Source organism: Amycolatopsis sp. NPDC043887 (genome assembly GCF_056435665.1).
On the sequence record NZ_JBWKEB010000004.1, the window covers coordinates 253,777 to 275,505 of the forward strand.

The 21,729-nt window shown below is 70.3% G+C and carries 20 protein-coding genes; 13 read left to right on the top strand and 7 right to left on the bottom strand.

All coding sequences use genetic code 11. The annotated features are described in order from the left end of the window. Positions 1-67: 67 nt before the first annotated feature. A complete protein-coding gene (locus AC069H_RS13010) occupies positions 68-1,588 on the bottom strand; it encodes an MDR family MFS transporter (RefSeq protein WP_478230647.1) in 1,521 nt (506 codons plus the stop codon). 111 nt (positions 1,589-1,699) lie between these two features. Here AC069H_RS13010 and AC069H_RS13015 point away from each other — a divergent pair, with 111 nt between their 5' ends. Genes AC069H_RS13015 through ligD form a run of 3 tightly spaced genes read left to right on the top strand, consistent with a single transcriptional unit; the run spans position 1,700 to position 4,976 of the window. Next, positions 1,700-2,872 (top strand): DUF1015 family protein, encoded by a 1,173-nt coding sequence (locus AC069H_RS13015; protein ID WP_478232382.1) that lies wholly within the window; start codon positions 1,700-1,702, stop codon positions 2,870-2,872. Positions 2,873-2,892: 20 nt separating this feature from the next. After that, on the top strand, positions 2,893-3,972 hold the full coding sequence (locus AC069H_RS13020) for an ATP-dependent DNA ligase (protein WP_478230645.1): 1,080 nt from the start codon (positions 2,893-2,895) through the stop codon (positions 3,970-3,972). Beyond that, positions 3,969-4,976, top strand: a complete 1,008-nt coding sequence (gene ligD / locus AC069H_RS13025; RefSeq protein ID WP_478232383.1) for a non-homologous end-joining DNA ligase — start codon at positions 3,969-3,971, stop codon at positions 4,974-4,976. The genes AC069H_RS13020 and ligD overlap by 4 nt, the downstream gene beginning before the upstream one ends. Before the next feature lie 61 nt (positions 4,977-5,037). On the opposite strand, the gene AC069H_RS13030 is transcribed toward ligD, so the two are convergent. Both AC069H_RS13030 and AC069H_RS13035 read right to left on the bottom strand, forming a co-directional pair. After that, complete coding sequence (locus AC069H_RS13030) at positions 5,038-5,304, bottom strand: hypothetical protein (protein WP_340682962.1); 267 nt, start codon at positions 5,302-5,304, stop codon at positions 5,038-5,040. Between the two features lie 243 nt (positions 5,305-5,547). Next, on the bottom strand, positions 5,548-6,564 hold the full coding sequence (locus AC069H_RS13035; RefSeq protein ID WP_478230643.1) for a CobW family GTP-binding protein: 1,017 nt from the start codon (positions 6,562-6,564) through the stop codon (positions 5,548-5,550). Between the two features lie 374 nt (positions 6,565-6,938). On the opposite strand from AC069H_RS13035, the gene AC069H_RS13040 reads away from it, so the two are divergent. The 5 genes from AC069H_RS13040 to AC069H_RS13060 all read left to right on the top strand — a co-directional run bounded on the left by AC069H_RS13040 (position 6,939) and on the right by AC069H_RS13060 (position 10,882). Then, a complete protein-coding gene (locus tag AC069H_RS13040) occupies positions 6,939-8,147 on the top strand; it encodes a nitric oxide synthase oxygenase (RefSeq protein ID WP_478232384.1) in 1,209 nt (402 codons plus the stop codon). An 88-nt stretch (positions 8,148-8,235) separates the two neighbouring features. Then, positions 8,236-8,742 carry a flavodoxin domain-containing protein gene (locus tag AC069H_RS13045; protein ID WP_478230650.1) on the top strand — a complete coding sequence of 169 codons (507 nt, stop codon included), beginning with the start codon at positions 8,236-8,238 and terminating at the stop codon, positions 8,740-8,742. 38 nt (positions 8,743-8,780) lie between these two features. Continuing rightward, entirely contained in the window at positions 8,781-9,050 is a 270-nt protein-coding gene (locus tag AC069H_RS13050; protein ID WP_340682959.1) for a DUF1905 domain-containing protein, read from the top strand. After that, a complete protein-coding gene (locus tag AC069H_RS13055; RefSeq protein WP_340682958.1) occupies positions 9,051-9,518 on the top strand; it encodes a hypothetical protein in 468 nt (155 codons plus the stop codon). It abuts the gene before it with no gap. 269 nt (positions 9,519-9,787) lie between these two features. Then, on the top strand, positions 9,788-10,882 hold the full coding sequence (locus AC069H_RS13060; protein ID WP_478232385.1) for a DHA2 family efflux MFS transporter permease subunit: 1,095 nt from the start codon (positions 9,788-9,790) through the stop codon (positions 10,880-10,882). 56 nt (positions 10,883-10,938) lie between these two features. Here AC069H_RS13060 and AC069H_RS13065 read toward each other — a convergent pair whose 3' ends face one another. After that, a complete protein-coding gene (locus tag AC069H_RS13065; protein WP_478232569.1) occupies positions 10,939-12,459 on the bottom strand; it encodes a sialidase family protein in 1,521 nt (506 codons plus the stop codon). Positions 12,460-12,799: 340 nt separating this feature from the next. On the opposite strand from AC069H_RS13065, the gene AC069H_RS13070 reads away from it, so the two are divergent. Continuing rightward, complete coding sequence (locus AC069H_RS13070) at positions 12,800-13,360, top strand: hypothetical protein (RefSeq protein WP_478232386.1); 561 nt, start codon at positions 12,800-12,802, stop codon at positions 13,358-13,360. Here the strand turns inward: AC069H_RS13070 and AC069H_RS13075 are convergent. Then, a complete protein-coding gene (locus AC069H_RS13075; protein ID WP_478232387.1) occupies positions 13,332-13,955 on the bottom strand; it encodes a Crp/Fnr family transcriptional regulator in 624 nt (207 codons plus the stop codon). The genes AC069H_RS13070 and AC069H_RS13075 overlap by 29 nt on opposite strands. A 37-nt stretch (positions 13,956-13,992) precedes the next feature. Next, a complete protein-coding gene (locus tag AC069H_RS13080; protein ID WP_478232388.1) occupies positions 13,993-15,417 on the bottom strand; it encodes an aminotransferase-like domain-containing protein in 1,425 nt (474 codons plus the stop codon). On the opposite strand from AC069H_RS13080, the gene AC069H_RS13085 reads away from it, so the two are divergent. Both AC069H_RS13085 and AC069H_RS13090 read left to right on the top strand, forming a co-directional pair. Next, positions 15,416-16,312: a DMT family transporter gene (locus tag AC069H_RS13085; protein ID WP_478232389.1), complete on the top strand. Its 897-nt coding sequence runs from the start codon at positions 15,416-15,418 to the stop codon at positions 16,310-16,312. The two genes, AC069H_RS13080 and AC069H_RS13085, sit on opposite strands and share 2 nt — an antisense overlap. 56 nt (positions 16,313-16,368) lie before the next feature. After that, positions 16,369-17,544, top strand: coding sequence for an MFS transporter (locus tag AC069H_RS13090; protein WP_478232390.1), 1,176 nt, complete (start codon positions 16,369-16,371; stop codon positions 17,542-17,544). On the opposite strand, the gene AC069H_RS13095 is transcribed toward AC069H_RS13090, so the two are convergent. Then, positions 17,522-18,511 carry a YeiH family protein gene (locus AC069H_RS13095; RefSeq protein ID WP_478232391.1) on the bottom strand — a complete coding sequence of 330 codons (990 nt, stop codon included), beginning with the start codon at positions 18,509-18,511 and terminating at the stop codon, positions 17,522-17,524. The two genes, AC069H_RS13090 and AC069H_RS13095, sit on opposite strands and share 23 nt — an antisense overlap. Before the next feature lie 71 nt (positions 18,512-18,582). Between AC069H_RS13095 and AC069H_RS13100 the strand changes: the two genes are divergently transcribed. Both AC069H_RS13100 and AC069H_RS13105 read left to right on the top strand, forming a co-directional pair. Next, positions 18,583-19,488 (top strand): LysR family transcriptional regulator, encoded by a 906-nt coding sequence (locus tag AC069H_RS13100; RefSeq protein WP_478232392.1) that lies wholly within the window; start codon positions 18,583-18,585, stop codon positions 19,486-19,488. Between the two features lie 583 nt (positions 19,489-20,071). Then, positions 20,072-21,697, top strand: coding sequence for an SDR family oxidoreductase (locus AC069H_RS13105; RefSeq protein WP_478232393.1), 1,626 nt, complete (start codon positions 20,072-20,074; stop codon positions 21,695-21,697). Positions 21,698-21,729: the final 32 nt, after the last annotated feature.

Genomic DNA, 21,729 nt, shown 5'->3' on the forward strand with positions numbered 1-21,729 from the left:
CACCGTGGTCGTGAGTGGCGATTCGGGTTAGAACCCGAATCGCCACTCACGACACTGGACCGGCCTGCTAGTCGAACTTCAGCTCTTCGGTCCGCCGCGGCATCAGCAGCAGCGCGCCGACGCTGAGCACGGCGACCACCAGCATCGCCAGGAAGACGTGGTGCGTGGCGTCCGCCAGTGCGCCGCGCACGAACGTCGTCGTCGGGGTGTCCGGGCCGTGGCCCTCCAGGACGACACTGGTCGCGTCGACCCCGGATGGCAGGCCGGTGACCCCCGCGGGCGGGCTGGCGAAGCGGCTCGCCAGCGTGGCGTTCGCGATCGCGCCGAAGATCGCCACGCCCACGGCGCTGCCCAGCGAGCGGCTGAACATGTTGGTCGCGGTGACGACGCCGCGGCGTTCCCACCCGATCGTGGACTGCACGGCGATCAGCGTCGGGCTCGACGCCAGGCCCAGCCCCAGCCCGAGGACGAACGCGGCCGCGGCCGCCAGCCAGATCGACGACCCCGCCGTCAGGAACACCGTGAGCGCCGCGCCCGCGATGACGATCCCGCTGCCGATCAGCGCGGTGTCCCGGAACCCGATCCGCATGTAGACCCGGCCCGCCAGCGACGCCGAGATCGGCCAGCCGACGGTCAGCGCCGCCAGCGCGAATCCGGCGACGAGCGCGCCGGTGCCGAGCACGCCTTGGGAGAAGGTCGGCAAATACGAGGTGAGGCCCATCAGCAGCATGCCGACGACGACGGCGACCAGGTTCCCGCCGATCAGGGTCCGTTTGGTGAAGATCCACAGCGGTAGCACCGGCTCGTCGGCCTTGCGTTCCACGAACACGAACGCCGCCAGCAGCACCACCGCGCCGCCGAAGATCGCCAGGCTCGGCGCGGACGCCCAGCCCCAGGCGACCCCGCCCTCCAGCAGGCCGAGGATCAGCAGCGAGCAGCCGAGGGTGAGCAGCGTGGCGCCGAGGTAGTCGATGCGGTGCGAGCGGCGTTCGACGCGTTCGCGGAAGTTCCGGAACAGCATCCACGCCGCCAGCGCGCCGAGCGGCAGGTTGATGAAGAAGATCCAGCGCCAGTCGAGGTACTCGGCGAACACGCCGCCCAGCGTCGGCCCGACCACCGACGAGATGGCCCACACGCTGGCGAGATAGCCCTGCACCCTGGCGCGTTCCTCGACCGTGTACATGTCGCCGACCATGGTCAGCGCGATCGGCTGGATGGCGCCCGCGCCGATGCCCTGCACCGCGCGGGCCGCGATCAGCACCGGCATGCTCCAGGCCGCGCCGCACAGCACCGAGCCCACCAGGAACGCCGCGATCCCGAAGAACATCACCGGCCGCCTGCCGAGGACGTCGGCGAACTTGCCGTACAGCGGAACGGTGACCGCCTGGGTCAGCAGGTAGATCGAGAACAGCCACGGGAACTGCGAGAACCCGCCCAGATCGGCGACCACCGAGGGCACCGCCGTGGCGATGATGGTCGAGTCCAGCGCGATCAGGCCGGAACACAGCATCACGGCGATCAGGACGGGGCCGCGTTCGGACCGGAAACCGACCCCTTCCTTCGCGGTGACCGGGGCCGGGGTCGTCATCTGTGGCGGTCTCCTCAGGCTCATGAACGGCGTCAACTACTTCGCATGGGTAAGCATTCCACGGAGACACCCGGTGGTGGGACCGATTTTTTCCGTGAGCCATCCCGCAAAATGGATCGGATGAGCACCTGGATCCGCCCGATTGGCCGCGGCTGGGCCGTCCGCGACAGCGTCCCTGGCCCCGACGTCGACGAGTTCGCCGACCCGGACCGGGTGGAGGCCGCGCTCGCCGGGGCGCACGGCGACAGCCTGCTGGCGGTCCAGCATCCGGCGAGGACCCCGGCCGCGCTGGCGGGCGGCCTCTCGATCGAGGCGGCCTTGCCGCAGGCCAGAGCGACGTTCGAGCGGATCCGGGAGCGGCACTATCGCCCGGTCGCCGACGTCGTCGCGCCGTATCGCATCGACGGGCCGGACGGGGTCGCGCTGGGCGTGCTGTGCCTGGTCGATCCGGCCGCGGTCCGGGACGACGGGGTCACCCGGGTGCGGCATACCGAGGACGTCTATCCGGACGTCGTCGCGGAGCGGGCCGCGATGCTGGCCGGGCTCGGTGTCGCGACGAGTGCCGCGATGCTGGTCCCCGCGACCGGTGGCCGGGAGCTGACCGCGCTGATCGAGCGGTTCTGCCGGGGACAGGTGCCGAGCCTGTCCACAGTGGACGGCCCGGGTCGCAAGCACGAACTGTGGCTCGCCGGTCCGGGCCCGGCCCAGGACGAGCTGCTGGCGGCGCTGGACGAGCTGGATCTCCTGGTCGCGGACGGCAACCACCGGGTCGCGGCCGCCGCGGCTTCGGGACGCGGCGCGTTGCTCGCGCTGGTCACCGGCGGGCCGGGGCTGCGGATCGGGCCCATCCACCGGGTGCTCGCCGGCACCGGCCTCGACCCGGACACCCTTCTCCGGCGATGGACGGAGGCGGGGTTCGACGTCCATCCCGGCCCGTCGGGGCCGCCCGCCGAGCCGGGCGAGGTGACCGTGCTGGCGGGCGAGTCGGCGTTCCGGGTGTCGCTCGGCAAGGCGGGCGGCGACCACGCGGTGGTGGAGCAGGAGCTGCTTCGCGGGGCGCTCGGCGTCGATCCGGAAGGGCCGAACGTGCGTCCTCTGCTGCCGGGCGCGCCGGTGCCCGAAGACGCGGACGCGGTATTCCTGCTGGCCCCGGTCCCGTACGCGGAGGTGCTCGCCGTGCACGCGGCCGGATCTCGGATGCCGAGGAAGGCCACCTACTTCACGCCGAAACCGCGGAGCGGGCTCCTCCTGGCCGAACTGGAGATGCCGCGCTTTTGTCGGTGACGCGGCCTAGGATCGGCCTCGTGGAACTGCCCGTGATGCCACCCGTCAAGCCGATGCTGGCCAAGGCCGTGCACGAACTGCCTCGTACGCCGGGGCTGCTGTACGAGCCGAAGTGGGACGGCTTCCGGTGCGTGGTCTTCCGCGACGGCGACGAGGTCGTGCTGGGCTCGCGCAACGACAGGCCGCTGACGCGGTACTTCCCCGAGCTGGTCGAGCTGCTCAAGGACGCGCTGCCCGAGCGTTGTGTCGTCGACGGCGAGATCGTGCTGGTCACCGAGGGCGGGCTCGACTTCGAGACGCTCCAGCTGCGCCTGCACCCGGCGGCGTCCCGGGTGAACAAACTGGCCGAGGAGACGCCCGCCAGTTTCGTGGTGTTCGACCTGCTCGCGCTGGACGACCGGGATCTGACGCCCGAACCGTTCGGGGAACGGCGGAAGCTGCTCGAGGGCGTCGTCGACACGAAGTTCGCCCGGGTCCACCTCACCCCGCTGTCCGACGATCCCGACGTCGCCCAGGACTGGTTCACCCGGTTCGAGGGCGCGGGTTTCGACGGCGTGATGGCCAAACCCGCCGACGCGCCGTACGAACAGGACAAGCGGGTGATGTGGAAGGTCAAGCACCAGCGGACGGCGGACTGCGTCGTCGCCGGGTTCCGGTGGCACAAGGACGGCGTCGGCGTCGGGTCGCTGCTGCTCGGGCTCTACAACGACGAAGGCGTCTTGCACAGTGTGGGCGTGGCCAGCAGTTTCACCGCCGCGAGGCGTCGTGAGCTGGTGGACGAGCTCGCGCCGCTGCGGGAGAACGCGCTGGAGAACCATCCGTGGCGCGAGTGGGCCGAGACCCACGAGGAGGCGGGCGGCCGCATGCCGGGCGCGGGCAGCCGGTGGGCGCCGCAGAAGGATCTGAGCTGGGAGCCGCTCCGCATCGAATGGGTCGCCGAGGTCCGCTACGAACACGTCGAGGGCACCAGGTTCCGCCACGGCGGGAGGCTCGTGCGCTTCCGCCCCGACCGCGAACCTGCCTCGTGCACGTACGCGCAGCTCGAAGAGGTCCCGCCCGCCGAGCTGGCCACTTTGTTCACCGAACTGGGGGAAAGATGAAGGCAGAGCCGGTCACGCTGGACCTCGACGGCGTCGAGGTCACGGTGTCCAATCCGGGCAAGGTCTACTTCCCGGAGCACGGCGAGACCAAACTGGACCTCGTCGAGTACTACCGCGCGGTCTCGGTCCCGCTTCTGGCGCAACTCGGCGGCAGGCCTCTGCTGCTGGAACGCTATCCCGACGGCGCGGGCGGGAAGTCGTGGTTCCAGAAGCGGGTCCCGAAGAACGCGCCCGGCTGGCTGACCACGACGGTGGTGTCCACCCCGAACGGGACCACGTCGGACGCGCTCGTGGCGAAGGACCTCGCGCATATCATCTGGGCGGTGAACCAGGGCTGCCTCGGTTTCCATGTCTGGCCGAACCGGGCCGACGCGCTGGACATCAGCGACCAGCTCCGCGTCGATCTCGACCCGTCGCCGGGGATCGGGTTCCCCGAATTGCGGCATGGCGCCGTCCTGGCGAAGGCGCTGCTCGAGGAGCTGGGCATCACCGCGCAGCTGAAGACCTCGGGCTCGCGCGGCCTGCATCTCTATGTGCCGCTGGAACCGAAGTGGGACGGCTACGAGGTCCGGGCGGCCGCCGTCGCGCTCGCCCGCGAACTCGAACGCCGCCACCCGGACGAGATGACGGCGCAGTGGTGGAAGGAAGAACGCGGCTCCCGGGTGTTCGTCGACTTCAACCAGAACGCGCCGCACAAGACGGTGTTCGGCGCGTGGTGTGTGCGGCCGAGGGTCGGCGGGCAGGTGTCGACACCGATCGGCTGGGACGAACTGGAGACCATCGAGCCGGACAAGCTCACCCTGTCCACTGTGCCCGCTCGGCTCGCCGAACGCGGAGACCCTTGGGAGGGAACGAAACCACAGTCGATCGAGCCGCTGCTCGCAATGTCGAGGAAGGACATGGCGAACGGGCTGATGGACGCGCCCTGGCCGCCCGTCTACCCGAAGATGCCGAACGAGCCGCCCCGGGTCGCGCCGAGCAGGGCCAAGAAAGACAGCGTTTAGTCCTCTGAATGCGGTAGTTGCACGCGCAATAACCGCATTCAGAGGACTAAACGCGGGGGAGTCAGAGCGGCAGGTCGAAAGCGAGTTGCGTGTTCGCGGCGGGCTCGGCCTTGCGGGTGGAACGGTGGCCGGGGAGGGTCGCGGCGCAGCGGGGGCACGGGGCGACGTCGGTGGTGGTGAGATCCACCGGTGTCCACAGCCGGGATTCCTTGTCCCCGCAGGCGGAACGCCGATAGCGGAGGTCTTCGGAGCGGGTCATCAGATGCGCGGCGGGGGAGTCCTCCGGCAGCGCGCCGACCAGGTACCAGCGTCCGGCGGTGTTCGTCATGGAACTGTCCTCCCGATACAGGTGGTCCAGCTCGAGATTCCTTCCGCAGGTCAGTGTCGACGAGACGCGCCGCGATTCCCGGTATTTCGGCCTTCCGGCGTGTCAAAGTACGTCGGTCCGGACTCACTCGGCCGGCCGGGGAATCGCGATCCCTGTGTCCAGGTAAAGGACACGCGTGCCTGGAAGCGGAACTCGCGTGCTTGGAGGCGGGATTCAGCACCGGGACGAGATCGGCCCGGCGTGTCAGTCCTGAATGAACCGCAGCACGCGCAGCATGCCCCGATCGTCGACGGCCTCGGGATCGTCCGCGACGCAGGCATCGAGGCGCGCGGTGACGGCTTCGGTGTCGATCCCCGAGCCGATCAGCACCAGTTCGCTCCGGCGCGGCCGGCCGGCGGGCCAAGCCGACCGGTCCAGCTGGATGAAGGAGCCGACGGTGTGCAGGCCGAACCGGGACCGCGGGCCGTTCGGGCCGAAGTCGAGGAAACCCTTGATCCGGTAGAGCCCGCCGGGGCGCTGTTCGAGGAAATCCATCAGCCGTCGCGGGTCCAGCGGCCGTTCGGTGGTGAAGGCGACGCTGTCGTACGCGGTGTGGAAGTGGTGCTCGTGGTCGTGCTCCTCCTCGCGGAGGTCGTCGAACGACAGCTGGCCCGCCCGTTCGCGCGGCCGGGCGTCGAAGAACAGGGTGGGGTCGATCCGGCCGTGGGAGGTCGCGATCACCGGCGTGCCGGGCGCGATCTCGTCGATCGTGCCGCGCAGTTTGGCCAAGGTGTCCTCGTCGGCCCGGTCGGTCTTGTTGAGCACGACCAGGTCGGCGAACCCGAGGTGCTCGTCCAGCTCCGGGTGCCGCTTCCTGGTCGACTCGAACTCGGCGGCGTCGACGAGCTCGACCAGGCCACCGTAGGCGATGACGGGGTTCTCGCTGGCGATCATCAGGCGGATGAGGTCACGCGGTTCGGCGAGTCCGCTGGCTTCGATCACGATGACGTCGATCCCGGCCTCGGCCTCGGAGAGCTTCGCGAGCATGGCGTCGAGCCCGCTGGCGTCGACGGCGCAGCACAGGCAGCCGTTGCCGAAAGACATCATGGTGTCGACCTGGCCGGAGACGGCCATCGCGTCGACCGCGATACTGCCGAAGTCGTTGACCACGACCCCGATCCGCGCGCCCTGCCGGTTGGCCAGCAGGTGGTTGAGCAGGGTGGTCTTGCCGGAGCCGAGGAAGCCCGCGACCAGGATGACCGGAATCCGCCTGTCGACCACGATTTTCCTTCCGTCTGAGCTCCCCGCACTCTAGCGACGGTGGGCGCGGGCCAATACACCGGCACGGGGAAAGTGCAGAAGAGTCCGCTGTCGAATACGCTCGAAAGAGTGATTACGATGATCGTAAAGTGATCTTGGTTGGAGGTGATCGTTTCACGCGGTGCAATTCGGTGAATATCCAGCGAAGTCGTACGCAATTCCAAATATTGTCGTCCGCAAGCTTTCCACCTGCTGAAATGTCATGGCGGGCGAAGCTTCTGCCATTTGGAGGATCGTGGTCGTCTTTCCGTGGGGTATCGTCTTTCGTCTGGTCCGGACCTGGCCATCTTGCCGATCAGGCATGATCCCTCCGGGCATTTCCGAGTGCAGGAGGAATGGTGATCGTTCCCGCCGCAGGTGCCGGCGTCGAATTCGGAGAGCGGGAAGCCGAGGTGGCGACGGCCTCCATGCGGTCGACGGATATCCCTCGCTTGCCTCCGGAGATGGCGCCGCGGGAACGGAGCGTGGACGTGGCCGAGGCGGAGGACTTCCTCCAGCTCTTCCACGCCGAAACGGACGGTGGGCCCACGCGGCTCCGCGAGCGGCTCGACGTGGTCCGCGCCGAGATCGCCGCGACCGGCACGTACCGCCACACGACGGCCGAGGTCGAGTTCGGCGCGCGGGTGGCCTGGCGGAATTCCGCCCGGTGCATCGGCAGGCTGTACTGGCAGGGGCTGAGGGTGCGGGATCGGCGCGACGTCGTCGGAGCCGCCGCAGTCGCCGAGGAATGCGTCACCCACTTGCGGGAGGCGACCCGGGGCGGCCGGATCCGCCCGACCATCACCGTGTTCGCGCCGGACGGTCCCGAGGAGCCCGGTCCGAAGATCCACAACGACCAGCTCGTCCGGTACGCCGGCTACCGGCTGAGCGACGGCTCGGTGCTGGGCGATCCGCGCTACGCCGGCTTCACCGAGACCGTCCAGGAGCACGGCTGGTGCCCGCCCGAGCGCAAGGGGTCGTTCGACGTCCTTCCGCTGCTCATCGAGTCCGGGCCGGGGGAGCGGCGGCTGTTCCGGCTGCCGCAGGACGCCGTGCTGGAGGTCCCGCTGTCGCATCCCGACCACCGCTGGTTCGCCGGGCTCGGGCTGCGCTGGCACGCGGTACCGGCGATCAGCGACATGCGGCTGGTCATCGGCGGGATCACCTACCCGGCGGCACCCTTCAACGGCTGGTATCTCGCCACCGAGATCGGCGCGCGCAACCTGGCCGACACCGACCGCTACGACCTGCTGCCGGTGATCGCGGACCTGATGGGCCTGTCGACGAAGTCGGAACGCACCCTGTGGCGCGACCGCGCGCTCGTCGAGCTGACGCTGGCCGTCCAGCACTCCTTCGACGCGGCGGGCGTGACCGTCGCCGACCATCACACCGAATCGCGGCGGTTCCTCACGCATATCGCCAGGGAGGAGCGCGCGGGACGCCGTTGCCAGGCCGAGTGGAGCTGGATAGTCCCGCCGCTGTCCGGCGGGCAGACCGCCGTGTTCCATCGCTACTACGACGAACCCGATCCGGCGGCGAGACCGGCGTTCCTGCCTCCCGGGTAGCGCTCCGACGGGTGAAGAGGTGAGCCGAATGCGGCGTGTCGATGGGCTGGACGGTGGCACGGCAGGCGGCCGCGCGGACAATGGCGGCATGACCGCAGTGCTCGTCGCCCACGCCGGCAAGTCCGGCGGGACAAGGGAGATCGCCGAGGTGATCGCCGCCGAACTGCGCGAAAGCGGTCTGACGGCCGAGCTGCTGGACGCGGCCGAAGTCGAGGACGTCGAGCCGTACGGCGCGGTGATCGTCGGGAGCGCCCTGTACCACCGGCGCTGGCGCCCGGAGGCGGTGCGCCTGCTCACCGAGCACGAAGAGGCGCTCCGGAACCGGCCGGTCTGGCTGTTCCACAGCGGGCCGTGCGGGCCGCGCGCCGCGGGCAAACGGGTGAGCCTGCCGGCGGGGGTCGCCGTGCTGGCCGCGAGGATCGACGCCGAGCGGACGGCCACCTTCGGCGGCAGGCTCACCCCGGCCACCGCGAGCGGCCTGTTCTGGAAGATCATGGCCGCGGGCCCGTGGGCGGGCGACTTCCGTGACTGGCCGTCGATCCGGGCCTGGGCCCGTGACGTCGGCCGCCGGGTGCGCATCCGTGTCGCACTGTGAAAGACCGTTTCGTCGGTGCCCTGCCGTATGGTGCCCCCATGGACAAACGGTTCACTGCGACGCTGGTCAAGAGCCCGGAGAAGGGCGGCTGGACGTACGTGGTCATGCCCGGCTCCGCCGAGTTCTTCGGCACCAAGGGGCTGGTGAAGGTCCGCGGCACCATCGACGGGCATCCGTTCCGGAGCTCGTTCATGGCGCTGGGCGACGGCACCCACAAGCTCCCGGTGAAGGCCGATGTGCGCAAGGCGATCGGCAAGGAGGAGGGTGACACGGTGGAGGTCGTCCTGCTCGAACGGCTGGAGGGCTGAGTGGCCGCGGACTGGAAGCCGTCCCCGGTCATCAAGATCTACGAGGCACTCGGCGCGGTCGCCGACGGGCGGGTCGAGATCGACGGCGACACCGCGCGGGTCGCGTCGTCGGACAAGGCGAAGACGTACGACGTCCGCCATGATCCGGCGGCGGGGTCGATCACGGCCAACGACAACGGGTCCTACTGGCAGGGCTATCTCGGGTACCCGGGCATCGCGTACCTGATGGAGCGCGGCGTGCTCGCCTACGACAGCGGCCTCACCGCCGGGCTGGCCGGTGTGCCGTGGAAGGAACTCGCCACCGAATACCGCAACGACTGGGCGAAGGTCGAGAAGCACGTTCGCGAAGAGCTGGCCGCCAAGGGCGTGGACCTGGACCGGTTCGACGCCGGCATCGCGGAGATCTCGAGCCGGCTGGAGAAGTTGGCGCTCACCAAGCTCTCCCCTCGGCAGCGTCCGCCGAAGTGATCGAAGCGTTCTTCGTTTGACCTTGAGCTAAGTCGAGGTCTTAGCGTGGGCCAGGTCAAGATCCCTGGGGCACGTGAGGAGAACACTCCGATGGCTGTTTCGCTGGAACGGCGGGCGAAAGCGGTTCCGCCGCCGGACAAGGTTCCGGCCGAGGCCTGGCGGATGGCCTGGGTGATCGTGCTCGGCGCGTTCATGACCATGCTGGACACCACGGTCCTCGCGGTGGGGCGGAGACACTCACCCGTGAACTCGGCGCCGGAATCGCCTCCGTGCAATGGGTTTTCACCGCGTACCTGGTCGCGCTGGCGGTCGCGCTGCCGTTGTGCGGCTGGCTCAGCCGCCGCTTCGGCGCGGGCCGGGTCTGGCTGGCTTCGCTGGCGGCGTTCACCGTCGCTTCGGTGCTGTGCGCGCTTGCCGGGAACATCGGCTGGTTGATCGGGCTGCGGGTGCTGCAGGGCCTCGCCGCCGGACTGCTCCTGCCCGCCGGGCAAACGGTGCTCGGCCAAGCGGTCGGGCCCGCCCGGCTCGGCCGTGTCATGGGGACGCTGGGCATCGTGATGAGCGTCGGCCCGACGTTCGGCCCGGTCCTCGGCGGTGTCCTGTTGCGCGGTCTCTCGTGGGAGTGGCTGTTTCTGATCAACATCCCGGTCGGTGTGATCGCGTTGACGCTCGGGCTGAAGCTGGTGCCTCGCGGCGAGAAGGGCGCGGCGACCCGGCCCGACTGGCTCGGCTTCGTCCTGGTGAGCGCGGGAATCCCGGCGCTGCTGTACGGCCTCACCACCTGGGGCGAAGGCGGCGAAGAATTCGGCGCCGGAGTGCTGCTGCCGCTCGTGGCGGGGTTCGTGCTGCTGGCGCTGTTCGTCCGGCGTTCGTGGGGCCGGGCGAACCCGGTACTGGACCTGACCTTGTTCCGGAGCCGCGTCTACACCGCGGCGGTCGCTCTGTCCTTCTTCGCCGCACCGGCGTTGTTCGGCGCGCTTTTCCTGCTGCCACTGTACTTCCAGGTGCTGGGCGGGAGCGGGGTCGTCGAGACGGGGCTGCTGCTGATGGGGCTCGGGGTCGGCTCGGCGATCGCGCTGCCGATCTCCGGTGCGCTCACCGACCGCTACGGCGCGGGCCTGGTCGCCGCCTGGGGAAGTGTCGCGACGCTCGCCACCACCGTCCCCTTCGCGATCGGCGGTTTCCCGCCGGACGGCCTTGTCGTGCAGATCCTGTTGCTGGCCAGGGGAATCGCCGTCGCGTTCCTGAGCCGGGTCGGGGGAGCCGCCGGGACGGCCCTGTTCGCCGTCGTCCTGGCCAACCTGCTGCCCGCGGGCGCGGCGGTGCTGGGAGCGCGGCTCTGGTGGGTGACACGCCGCAGGTGACCTCGTGAGTGGTAAGGACGGTTAGAACCGTCCTTACCACTCACGAGACCCAGGGGTCAGCCGCAGTGTTCCGACGGGCTGTTGTACGACGTCCCGCCCGCGGAACCGCCCCACTTCACGCATTTACCCGCCGCGGCCGCCCGCACCGGACCGGCGAACCACGAGAACGACCCGGAGTCGGTGATCCGGGACGCCCCCGCCACCTCGAGGTAGGCCGACGTCGCGGTCGCGGTGCCCGCGGACTCGCTCTTCATCGTGCTGACACAGTTCTGCCCGTTGGAAGCGTTGTAGGACAGGTAAACCGTTCCCGCCGTCCCCAGCGGCGCCGAGTCGATCACGCCGTATCCGCCGCCGCACACCGGGGCACCGAGGGTCGTCTCGGTGACGGTCGAGAAGCGGATGGTCTCGTTGGCGTTCCCCGCCGGGCCCGCCTCGTACAGCACGCCGACCGAACCCGAGGACAGCTGCACCATGTCGGAATACGCGGCGTCACCGCTCCACACCAGCGTTCCGGCGGAGTTTCCCTGCCAGTTCGCGCCCTCGTCGAACGACGACCGCACGACGAGTTCCTTGCGGCGGTCGCAGACCGACGGCGCGGCGAACAGGATCCGGTTGTACTTGCCCGCCTTGTCGGTGGCGGTCATCCGCGTGGTCGAGGCCTGCACCACCGGGGTGATCAGGTCCTCTTCGAAGGTGAACTTGGTCGAGAAGCTCGCTCCGCCGTCGGAGCTGATGGCGTAGGCGCGGTTCTTGGCGCCACCGCTGAGGCACTTGTTGTCGTTGTTGGCCTGGTTGCGCGCCGCGGCGTAGACCCGGCCGTCGAGCAGCTCGGTGACGCTGATCTCCTGCGGGTTCAGCCCGGCCGTCGACGCCGGGGTGTCGGTGGCGCCGCGCTTCCAGGTGACGCCCTGGTCGTCGCTGTAGATGAGCGCGCCGCTGTTCTTGCCGTCGACGGTGTAACTCATTCCGGCGACGATCCGGCCGGCGTGCGCGCCGCGGGTCAGCACGATGCCGTGCGACGGCCCGGTCGCGAGCCAGCCGGGCGCGGTGCTGAACCCGAGCTGCGTGGTGAGCACCTTGGGCGCGGCCCACGTCTTGCCGTGGTCGTCGCTGATCGAGACGCGCGGAATCCGGTTGCAGTCGGGGTTCTTGACGCATTCCATCACCGAGAGCAGCACGATCCGCCCGGTGGACGGGATCACGATCGGTGTCGGGTTTCCTTTGGTGTCACCGAAACCTTCGATGACGATTTTCGGGGCGCTCCAGGTCCTGCCGTTGTCGGCGGAGCGTTTCACGACGAGATCGATGTCGCCGCTGTCGTTGCAGAAGCTGGCTCCGCCGTTGCGGCCTTCGGCGAACGCGAGCAGTTCGCCGTTGTTCGCCTTGACGATGGCGGGGATTCTGAAGCAGTCGTAACCTTCTGTTTTCTGTTTGTACACCAACGTGTTCCCGACCGCGGCGGTCGAGAACTGGTCGCCGGTGGCCGGCGCGGCGAGAGAGGTGGCCGGGGCTGCGCCGACCGCCGCGGTGGCGACGAGGGCCGCGAACAGGCCCTGTGCGACGCGGGAGATCTTCACGGGAGTGACTCCGTCCTGGATGCGGTTCAGGTGACGGGGCATCAGAGTCCTTCCGGCTCGTACAAGACGCGTACAACCCGGTTTCGCGCTTTGTGTCAGGTGACGCAGAACGACGGGACGATGACTGCCAAGCTCGTTCCCGTCGGACACGGCGTGAGATCGGAAGGGAGGGCCGATGACGGTGATCGATCCGGAGAGGGTGAGGGGCGGTCGATCACCGGTTCGCGTCGTGGCGCCGGTGGGTCCGGCCGTTGGCGGGACCCACCGGCGGTTGCCGGCCCGGGGGAACGGCATCGGCCGCTGCTTCGTCGGAGAACTGCACACCGATGAGGGGAACGCGATGCGAGTGACCGATGCCGAAGGCGGGGAATGGCTGATCGTGCGCCGGTTCGCGCCCTGGCTGCGCCGGATCCGCCCGCTCGCGATCGTCACCGAAAGCGAGCGCTACCGGGAAGTGTCGTTCACCCGGCACCGCGGCAGGTCCGCGGAGGAAGAACGCCTGGGCTTCGAGGACTGGTTGATGCTGGGGATCGCCGTCGGGCAGGCTGCCGGGCTGGCGCTGATCCTGTCGCCGGTCCTCGCGGCGGAATTGGTGGCCTGGGCGGTGGCGGGCGCCGTTCTCCGGCTGCTGAGGCTGACCGGCCTGGTCCGTGCGCGGATCGACCTCGTCGCGCCGCCCCCGGCCGTGCGGAGCCTCGCGCCGGTGCGGGTGCTGCTCGTGCCGGGGAAGTCCGCGGCCGGGCTCGTCCGCGAACTCGCGACACTGATCGAGACCACGCCGGACTTCGATCCGGAGGACGAGCCACGCGTGCGGAAACTGTTCCTGGCGACCGGAGCGCGCGTGGAACGGCACTTCGGCCTGCCGTGGCGGCTCAGCGGTCGTCGGGTGCCAGCTGCCTGAGATCGTCCACGCTCCGCACGACCAGCCGCTGGCGGCCGGTGCTGAGCAACCCGTCGGCGCGCAGGGTCCGCGCGACGGCTTCCCGCGAAGCGGACGCGAGCCCGGCCAGGTCGCGCTGGCTGATCCGCAGGGCGATCCGTTCGGCGACGGTGCTGTCCCCGAATTCGGTGCGGCGCGAATTGGCGTAGCGCAGGCGGGAGGTGATGATCCGGAGCAGGACCACCGAGATGCCGGGATGCTCGCGGAGCACGGCGTTGAACGCGCGCGAGGACAGCCACAGGCCGGTCACCGGCTCGACGGCGATCGCCGTGGCCGAGCGCAGGCTGCCGTCCATCGACGCCATCTCGCCGATGATGTCGCCCGGATCGCGGACGGCCAGCACGGCGTCGTAACCGCCGGTGGACACCGAGGTGATCTTGACCCGCCCGGTCATCAGGATCAGCACCCAGTCCGACCGGTCGCCCTCGCGGATGATCACCGTGCCCGCCGGGTACCGGCGCAGTTCGGCCTCGGCACGCAGCGCCTTGCGCCGGCCGTCGTCGAGCAGCTCCCAGAGCCTGCCAGGTGGATCGTGCGCCGCTGCCGGCTGTGTCATGCCTTTTCGTCGCCTCCGTGCGCGATCGTACGAGACGTCAGCCGGGGATCTCCTGGTACGCCTGGGAAAGGCGCTGGACGCCGTCCCGCAGCTGCGCGCCGGTCGCGGCGCTGACGTAGCTCAGGCGCAGATAAGGCCCCGGTGCCTCGGCCGCGAAGTACATCCTGCCGGGGGTGACCGCTACTCCGGCGCGGAATGCGGCGCTGGTCAGCGCTACTTCGTCGACGAAGCCGGGCAGCGGCTGCCACAGGTGATAACCCCCGGTCGGGACCGGGACGGCGGCCCAGGTGGGCAGGAACACCCGCAGTGCCGAGACGGCGACGTCGCGGCGTTCCCGCAACGAGGCCGCGAGGCTCCGCAGGTGGCGGCCCCAGGCGGGAGAACTCACCAGTTCGAGCGCGGTCTCCTGCAGCGGACGCGGCACGAAGAAGCTTTCGACGGCGTGAAGTCCGCGCAGGCGTTCCAGCGCCGGGCCGCGCGCGGCCAGCGCGCTGATCCGCAGGCTCGGTGACGCCGGTTTCGTGAGCGAGCGGATGTGCACCACGACGCCGTCGGGGTCGTCGGCCACGAGCGGCGGCGGGGGAGCCGGGCTGCCGGGATGTGCCATCAGGCGGGCGAAATCGTCCTCGATGACGAAAGCGCCCGCGTCACGGGCGATCCGCAGGACCTCGGCCCGGCGTTCGGCGCACAGCACCGCGCCGGTCGGGTTCTGGAACGCGGGCTGGCAGACGAACAACCGGGCGCCCGTGTCGCGGAAGGCGTCCGCGAGCAGTTCGGGCCGGACGCCGTCGCGGTCGATCGGCACCGGGACCGGCCGCAGCCCCGACGCCCGCGCGATGGCGAGCATCCCCGGGTACGTCGGGGATTCCACCAGTACCGGCGCGCCGGGGGCACCGAGCGCGCGCAACGCCGTGGTCAGCGCGCTCTGCCCGCCCGAGGTGATCAGCACGTTCTCGACGTTCACCGGGCTGCCGATGTCGCGGGCGAACCAGGCCCGCAGTTCGGGCAGGCCGCAGATCGGCGGCCGTGTCCACGCGCCGGGGCGGCGTCCGGCGCGGGCCGACGCCGCCGCGAGTTCGCGTTCCGGCTGGAGGCTGGGATGCGTGTAGCCGCCGTTGAGGTCGATGACGCCCGACGGCGGGTCGCTCAGCGCGGTGAGCACGCCGGTCGCGTCGATCGCGCGGGTGCCGGACTGGGAACTCAGCGCCACCTCCTGCCAGGACACGTCACCGGTCACCGCCCGTTCGCGGGGCGGCGGGGCCCGGAAGACGCCGGCGCCGGGGCGGGTGATCACCAGTCCTTCGGCGGCCAGCGCGGCGATGGCCCGCGATACCGTCACCGGGCTCACCTTCAGCTCCCGGACCAGCTCCCGGCTGGACGGGAGCTTTCCATCGATCGGATAGCGCTCCAGGTCTGACCTCAGCTGTGTGACCAGGCTGGTGACGCTGCTACCATCGGACATGAGACTGGATGATAGCGCTATCGCGGATCAGGCAGTAGCGGTCCGCTCCGGGACCGCGCTGGCGGCGCTGGGTGTCCTCGCCTTCTCGTTCACGTTCCCCGCCACCGTATGGGCGCTCAAGGGTTTCGACCCGTGGACCGCCACCGGGCTGCGAAGCGTCCTGGCCGCGCTGGTCGCCGGCACCTGTCTTCGTGTCTTCCGGGTCCCGCTGCCGAGGCGCGACCAGTGGCGGGGCCTGGCCGTGGTCTCCCTCGGCTGTGTCCTCGCGTTCCCGATCCTCACCACGCTCGCGCTGAAGACGTCGTCGACCGCGCATTCCGCGGTGGTGATCGGGCTGCTGCCGCTGGCCACCGCCGTCATCTCCTCGAAGCTGACCGGGAACCGGCCGTCCCGCCGGTTCTGGCTCGCCGCGGCGGTCGGCGCGAGCGCGGTCGTCGTGTTCACCGTCGCGCAGAGCGGCGGCGGACTGTCCACAGCGGACCTGTTCCTGTTCGGCGCGCTCGTGCTGTGCGCGTTCGGGTACGCCGAGGGCGGCAGGCTGGCCAGGGAGATGGCGGGCTGGCACGTGATCGCGTGGGCGCTGGTGATGGCGTTGCCGGTCACCGGCGCGTTCGCCGTCTTCGGGCTTGCGACCGAACCGCTGCACGTCACCGGCGAGGGCATCGTCGGCCTGCTGTACGTCGCGCTCGTTTCGCAGTTCGGCGGGTTTTTCGCCTGGTACCGGGGAATGGCCGAGATCGGTGTCGCGCGGGCGAGCCAGTTGCAGCTCGCCCAGCCGCTGCTGACCCTGGTCTGGGCGGTCCTGCTGCTCGGTGAGCACCTCCCAGCCGCCGCGCCGGTGACCGCGCTGATCGTTGTCGCCTGCATCGTCGTGACCCAGCGGTCGCGGACCTAGATCAACGTCGCGAATCCGCCAGACCGTGGTGCCCGCGTGGTGATGGGCTGAAGCACATGACCGCTTCGACCCTCGACACCTCCGCGCGGACCCCGCTGAAGGGATGGCTCGCCGTCCTCGCGGTGACGCTCGGGATCTTTTCCCTCGTCACCACGGAGATCCTGCCGATCGGCCTCCTGACCCCGATCGGCGAGGACTTCCGGATCACCCCGGGGACGGCGGGCCTGACCATGACCCTGCCCGGTTTCCTCGCCGCGCTCGCGGCCCCGGCCGTCACCGTCGCCGCCGGACGGCTCGACCGCCGGATCCTGCTGTGCGCGCTGATGGTGGTCCTGGCTTTGGCCGACGTCCTCGCGGCGACCGCGCAGGCCTACTGGGCGATGCTGCTGTCGCGAGTCCTGGTCGGGCTGGTGATCGGCGCCTTCTGGGCGATCGGTTCCGGTCTCGCCGCACGGCTCATCGGCCCCGGGCGCGCGGGCAGGGCGACCGCGGTGATCTTCTCCGCCGTCCCGCTCGGCTCGGTTCTCGGCGTTCCGGCGGGAACGTTCCTCGGCGAACTCTTCGGCTGGCGAGCGGCTTTCGCGGTGATGGCGGTCTTCACGATCGGCGTCCTCGCCGCGCTGGCGCTGGCGTTGCCTCCACTGCCGTCGGCGGACGCGACCCGGCTCGGCGACCTGCGGGGGATGACCCGCGAGCGCGCGACCCGGCTCGGCCTGCTCGTCACGGTGCTGACCGTGCTCGCCCACTTCGGGACCTACACCTACGTCACGCCGCTCCTGCGACAGGTGACGCACGTGAGCCCGGAGCTGCTCACCGTCTTCCTCTTCGTCTACGGCACCGCCGGGATCGCCGGCAATTTCGTGGCCGGCGCGGCGATCGCCCGCGATCTCCGGCTGACCTTCCTCGCCGCGGCGGGCTCGATAGGCGTCGTGACCTGCGCGTTGCCGTTCATCGGCGACACGAAAGCGGGCGCACTCGCGCTGCTGGTGCTCTGGGGTTTCGCCTACGGTGCCGTCCCGGTCTGCTCGGGAACGTGGTTCGGGAGGGCGGCGCCGCACACGCCCGAAGCGGCGTCGGTGCTGTTCACCTCGTCGTTCCAAGCGACCCTTTCGGCGGGCGCGCTGCTCGGCGGGCTGGTCGTCGACGCGGTCTCCGTCCCGGCCGTGATGGTCACCGGAGGCGTGGTCGCGCTGCTCGCGGCCGCCGTCCTCAGCCGAGCACGGTCAGTGTGACCAGCGCGGTGGTCCCGACCAGCAGGGTCGAGAGCAGGCCGAGCAGCAGGGCGCGGCCCCCGGTGCGGACGAGTTTGCCGATCCGCACCGCGCAGCCCAGCCCGAACAGCGCCCCGGCCAGCAGCAGGGTGCAGGCGACCTTGGCGACGTCGAGCACGACACCCGGCATGATCCCGGTGCTGCGCAGGGCGGCCATGGCCAGGAAGCCGAGAACGAACAGCGGGACCAGCGGCGGCCGCTTGCCGTCGACGGGCCGGTGCCGCTCGTGCACGCCGACCGCGGCGACCATCGGGGCCAGCAGGACCACCCGGCTGAGCTTGATCACGATGGCGACCGCGATGGCGGCGCTCCCGGCGGGAGTGGCCGCGGCGACGACCTGCGCGACCTCGTGCACGCTGAGGCCCGCCCACTCGCCGATCCGGGCCGCGTCGAGCCGCAGCCAGCCACCGATCAGCGGGACCGCGGCGATGGCGAGCCCGCCGTAGAAGGTGACCAGGGCGACCGCGGTCGCGACGTCGGAGTCCTCGCGTTTCACGACGCCTTCCATGGCGGCGATGGCGGACGCGCCGCAGATCGAGAACCCGGTCGCGACCAGGATCCCCAGGCCGCGGGGCACGCCGAGGAGCCTGCCGAGACCGATCGTGCCGAGAAACGTGATCCCGACGGTGAGCACGACGGCGACCAGGGTCCCGGGGCCCAGCGCCAGGACGGCCGGGAGCGAGAGTTGCAGACCGAGCAGCACGACACCGGCGCGGAGCAGCTTCTTGGTGATCCAGGCGATGGCTTTCCGGGTCCCGTCGGACAGCGAAGGCAGCGATCCGGTGACGATGCCGAGCACGACGGCGATGGTGAGCGCGCTGATGACCGGGAAAGCGGTGCCGACCAGGTACGCGGCGGCCACTCCGGCGCCGGTGATCGCGAACGCGGTCAGGTAGGGCTTCGTCGGTCTCGCGTGCGTGGTGCTCATGGTTCGAGCCTCGCCCGGACGGGCCGACCTCGGTAGCCGGGAATACCAGGGGTAGGTCATACACTTGAGCTATGACCACACCCGATCTGGACTCCCTGCGCCTGTTGGTGCTCGTGGACGAGCTCGGCAGTATCGGACAGGCCGCGGCCAGCCTCGGGATCGCACAGCCGTCGGCCAGCAAACGACTGTCCACAGTCGAGCGAAGGCTGGGGCTGGTGCTGGTCGACCGCACGCGGCGTGGTTCCGCGCTCACCCCCGACGGCCGGGTGATCGCGGGCTGGGCGCACCGCGTGCTGTCCGAACTCGACGGCCTGCTCGACGGCGCCGAAGCACTGCGCACCCAGCACGAGGCGCATCTGCGGGTCGCCGCGAGCATGACACTGGCCGAGTACCTGGTGCCCGGCTGGATCGGCGAACTCAAACGCGGCGACCCCGGGCTGTACCTCGGGCTGGAGGTCACCAACTCGGACCAGGCCGCCGAAATGGCCAGGGAAGGCAAGGTCGATCTCGGGTTCGTCGAGTCGCCCGGTTCGCTGCCCGGCCTTGCGTCCCGGCGGGTGGCCACCGACCGGCTGGTCCTCGTCGTACCCGCGAGCCATCCGTGGGCGCGCAAACGCCGTCCGCTCAAGGCGGCCGAACTGGCGATCACGCCGCTCGTGGTCCGCGAACCGGGGTCCGGGACCAGGGAGACCGTGGACGCGGCATTGCGCAAGGCCGGGGTCGGACCGGCGAAACCGTTGCTGGAACTGGGTTCCGCCTCCGCCGTCCGCAACGCCGTGATCGCGGGCGCCGGACCGGCGGTGATCAGCGAACTCGCCATCACCCGGGACGTCGCCGACCGCAGGCTCGTCCCGGTCGCGGTGGACGGCGTCGACTTCGGCCGGGAACTGCGCGCGGTGTGGCCGGCCGGACGGCGGCTCGCCGGTCCGGCCGCGGAACTGCTGAGCATCGCGGTCCGGAATGCGAACACCCGCTGAGTCCTTTCATGTTTCTTCGTGAACGCGCGTGATACCGAATCCGTCATCGGCGTGCTACCGACGATAGGGGGAATCACCGTCGATTTCCGGAAATAGGTGCGGACCACTATTTCCAGTGGTCCGATGAAAGCGGAATGGTGGACTCCGGGTAACAGGCCGGATGGCGTATCGGCTGTTGGGTCGCCCGGTCGTTGACCGTTCTTCCTTGCCACTGCGGGAAAAACAAGCCGCTCAGCGGTCTGCGATGTATTCGGAACGCTAAATTTCCGCGAAGGTCTTCGCGTTTCGCGGGTCGGCGTTCCGCCATCCGGTTCCTGTGACCGGAAACCCTACCGTCGAGTATTGACGGGAAGCCTCGCCTGCGTTTAAGTACGCCCGGTAACCAAGTCACTCTTCCGTGTGCCGGAGGCTTCCCGTGGGTAGGTCGATTCTTGGCGCCCGGCTCGTCGGCGCCGTGCTCGATCGCCGTCCACATCGGACGGCCGTGTTCGAAGGCGGGCTGGACCGTCGACGGGCACCTCGTCCGCACCGCCGACGGCGAGATCCCCTGCACCCCGCACAACGAATCTCCACGGAGGCGATCGTGACTTCCCGGCCCGGCACCGACGGCGGCGAGGCGCTGATCTCGGAGTTCCTCCGCACCGGCCGCGAGATGATCGCCGCGCAACGGGACGTCCTGCTCGGCTACCTCGGTACCGATCCCGAGGTGCTCGCCAAAGCAAGGACCGCGGCGGCGCCGGCGGACCTGATCTCCGGCGGCGGCACCGAACCGGCACTGCCCGCCGAGGAGCCGGACGCGGTCGCGGTGGCGCCGAAGCGCTACCTGATGCGGGAGTTCGACCTCGCCGACGCCGTCCCCGTCGACGAGGAGCTGGCCGGGCTGCGCTTCGCCGTCGTCGGTGAAGGCCAGGTCGCCGAGATGCTCACCGCCCGGCTCGCCGGGTACGGCGCCGAAACCGAACTGGTCCAGGGCGTACCGCGGCACGGCGCGGACGGCGTGTTCCATCTGTCACCGTCCTTCCCCGACGACTTCGCGCTGTATCAAGCGGTTCTGGCGGGCGGGCCGCGCTGGCTCATCGCGAACGGACCCGCCGACGGTGCCCGCGGCTTCTTCCGGACGGTGGCCAGGGAGTATCCGGACACGGTCGCCCGGGTGGTCGAGCAGCATCCCAAGTCCACTGTGGACGAACTGGTGGAGAGCCTGCTCGCGGAGTTGTCCGCCCGGGACTGGGAGCCGGTCGTCGTCCGCCGCGACGGCGCGCGGCGCGGTCTGCGGATGACCGAGGAAGGCCTCGGCCTGCTCGGCGGCACGGGCGCCGGTCCGGCGGGTGACGGGACGGCCGAGGCCGAGGCGCTGGGGCTGGACCGGGATTCGGTCGTCCTCCTCGTCGGCGGGGCCAAGGGCATCACCGCCCGGCTGGCCATCACGCTGGCCTCGGCGTCGCGCTGCCGCGTCGAACTGTTCGGCCGCACCGCCGTGCCCATCGACGGCGAGGAACCGGTGATCGCCACGGCCACGACGACGGAAGAACTGCGTGCGGCCCTGATCGGCGACGGGCTGACCGAACCGGCCGAAATCGAACGGACCATCCGGCTCATCGAGGACGAACGCGAGGTTCGCGGGACGCTGCGGCGGATCGGCGACCTCGGCAGCCCGGTGCGCTACCGCTCGGTCGACATGCTGGACGCGGAAGCCGTGCACCGCGCGGTCAAGGAGATCCACGCCGAACACGGACGGCTCGACGGCATCGTCTACGCGGCGGGCGTCATCGAGGACAAGCTGATCGCCGAGAAGGACCCAGCGTCGTTCGATCGTGTCTTCGCCACCAAGGTCGAAGGGGCGAGCACCTTGCTCGCGGCGGCGGGGGAACTGCCCGAAGCGCCGAAATTCGCCGTCCTGTCCGGCAGTATCGCCGCGACACGGGGGAATAGAGGCCAGTCCGACTACGCGGCCGCGAACGACGCGCTGGAGGCGCTGGGCCGCCGCTGGGCCACCGTGTACGGACGGCGAGGGCTGACCGTCCACTGGGGACCGTGGGCGCCCACCGGGGTCGGCAACGGGATGGTCACCCCGGAACTGATGCGGGACTACGCCCGGCGCGGGATCGAACTGATCGACCCCGAGGAAGGCACGCTGAGCCTGCTACGCGAACTGGCGTGGGGTGACGAGGGCCTCACGGCCGTCACCTACACCGCGTCGGGGTGGTGACCGGTGGCCGCTACGCCCCCGATCGCGATCGT

Coding starts and splice junctions, on each gene's coding strand:
- AC069H_RS13010 (WP_478230647.1), bottom strand. CDS start 1,588: ATGACGACCCCGGCCCCGGTCACCGCGAAGGAAGGGGTCGGTTTCCGG.
- AC069H_RS13015 (WP_478232382.1), top strand. CDS start 1,700: ATGGATCGGATGAGCACCTGGATCCGCCCGATTGGCCGCGGCTGGGCC.
- ligD (WP_478232383.1), top strand. CDS start 3,969: ATGAAGGCAGAGCCGGTCACGCTGGACCTCGACGGCGTCGAGGTCACG.
- AC069H_RS13030 (WP_340682962.1), bottom strand. CDS start 5,304: ATGACGAACACCGCCGGACGCTGGTACCTGGTCGGCGCGCTGCCGGAG.
- AC069H_RS13040 (WP_478232384.1), top strand. CDS start 6,939: ATGGTGATCGTTCCCGCCGCAGGTGCCGGCGTCGAATTCGGAGAGCGG.
- AC069H_RS13045 (WP_478230650.1), top strand. CDS start 8,236: ATGACCGCAGTGCTCGTCGCCCACGCCGGCAAGTCCGGCGGGACAAGG.
- AC069H_RS13050 (WP_340682959.1), top strand. CDS start 8,781: ATGGACAAACGGTTCACTGCGACGCTGGTCAAGAGCCCGGAGAAGGGC.
- AC069H_RS13070 (WP_478232386.1), top strand. CDS start 12,800: ATGCGAGTGACCGATGCCGAAGGCGGGGAATGGCTGATCGTGCGCCGG.
- AC069H_RS13075 (WP_478232387.1), bottom strand. CDS start 13,955: ATGACACAGCCGGCAGCGGCGCACGATCCACCTGGCAGGCTCTGGGAG.
- AC069H_RS13085 (WP_478232389.1), top strand. CDS start 15,416: ATGAGACTGGATGATAGCGCTATCGCGGATCAGGCAGTAGCGGTCCGC.
- AC069H_RS13080 (WP_478232388.1), bottom strand. CDS start 15,417: ATGTCCGATGGTAGCAGCGTCACCAGCCTGGTCACACAGCTGAGGTCA.
- AC069H_RS13090 (WP_478232390.1), top strand. CDS start 16,369: ATGACCGCTTCGACCCTCGACACCTCCGCGCGGACCCCGCTGAAGGGA.
- AC069H_RS13095 (WP_478232391.1), bottom strand. CDS start 18,511: ATGAGCACCACGCACGCGAGACCGACGAAGCCCTACCTGACCGCGTTC.
- AC069H_RS13100 (WP_478232392.1), top strand. CDS start 18,583: ATGACCACACCCGATCTGGACTCCCTGCGCCTGTTGGTGCTCGTGGAC.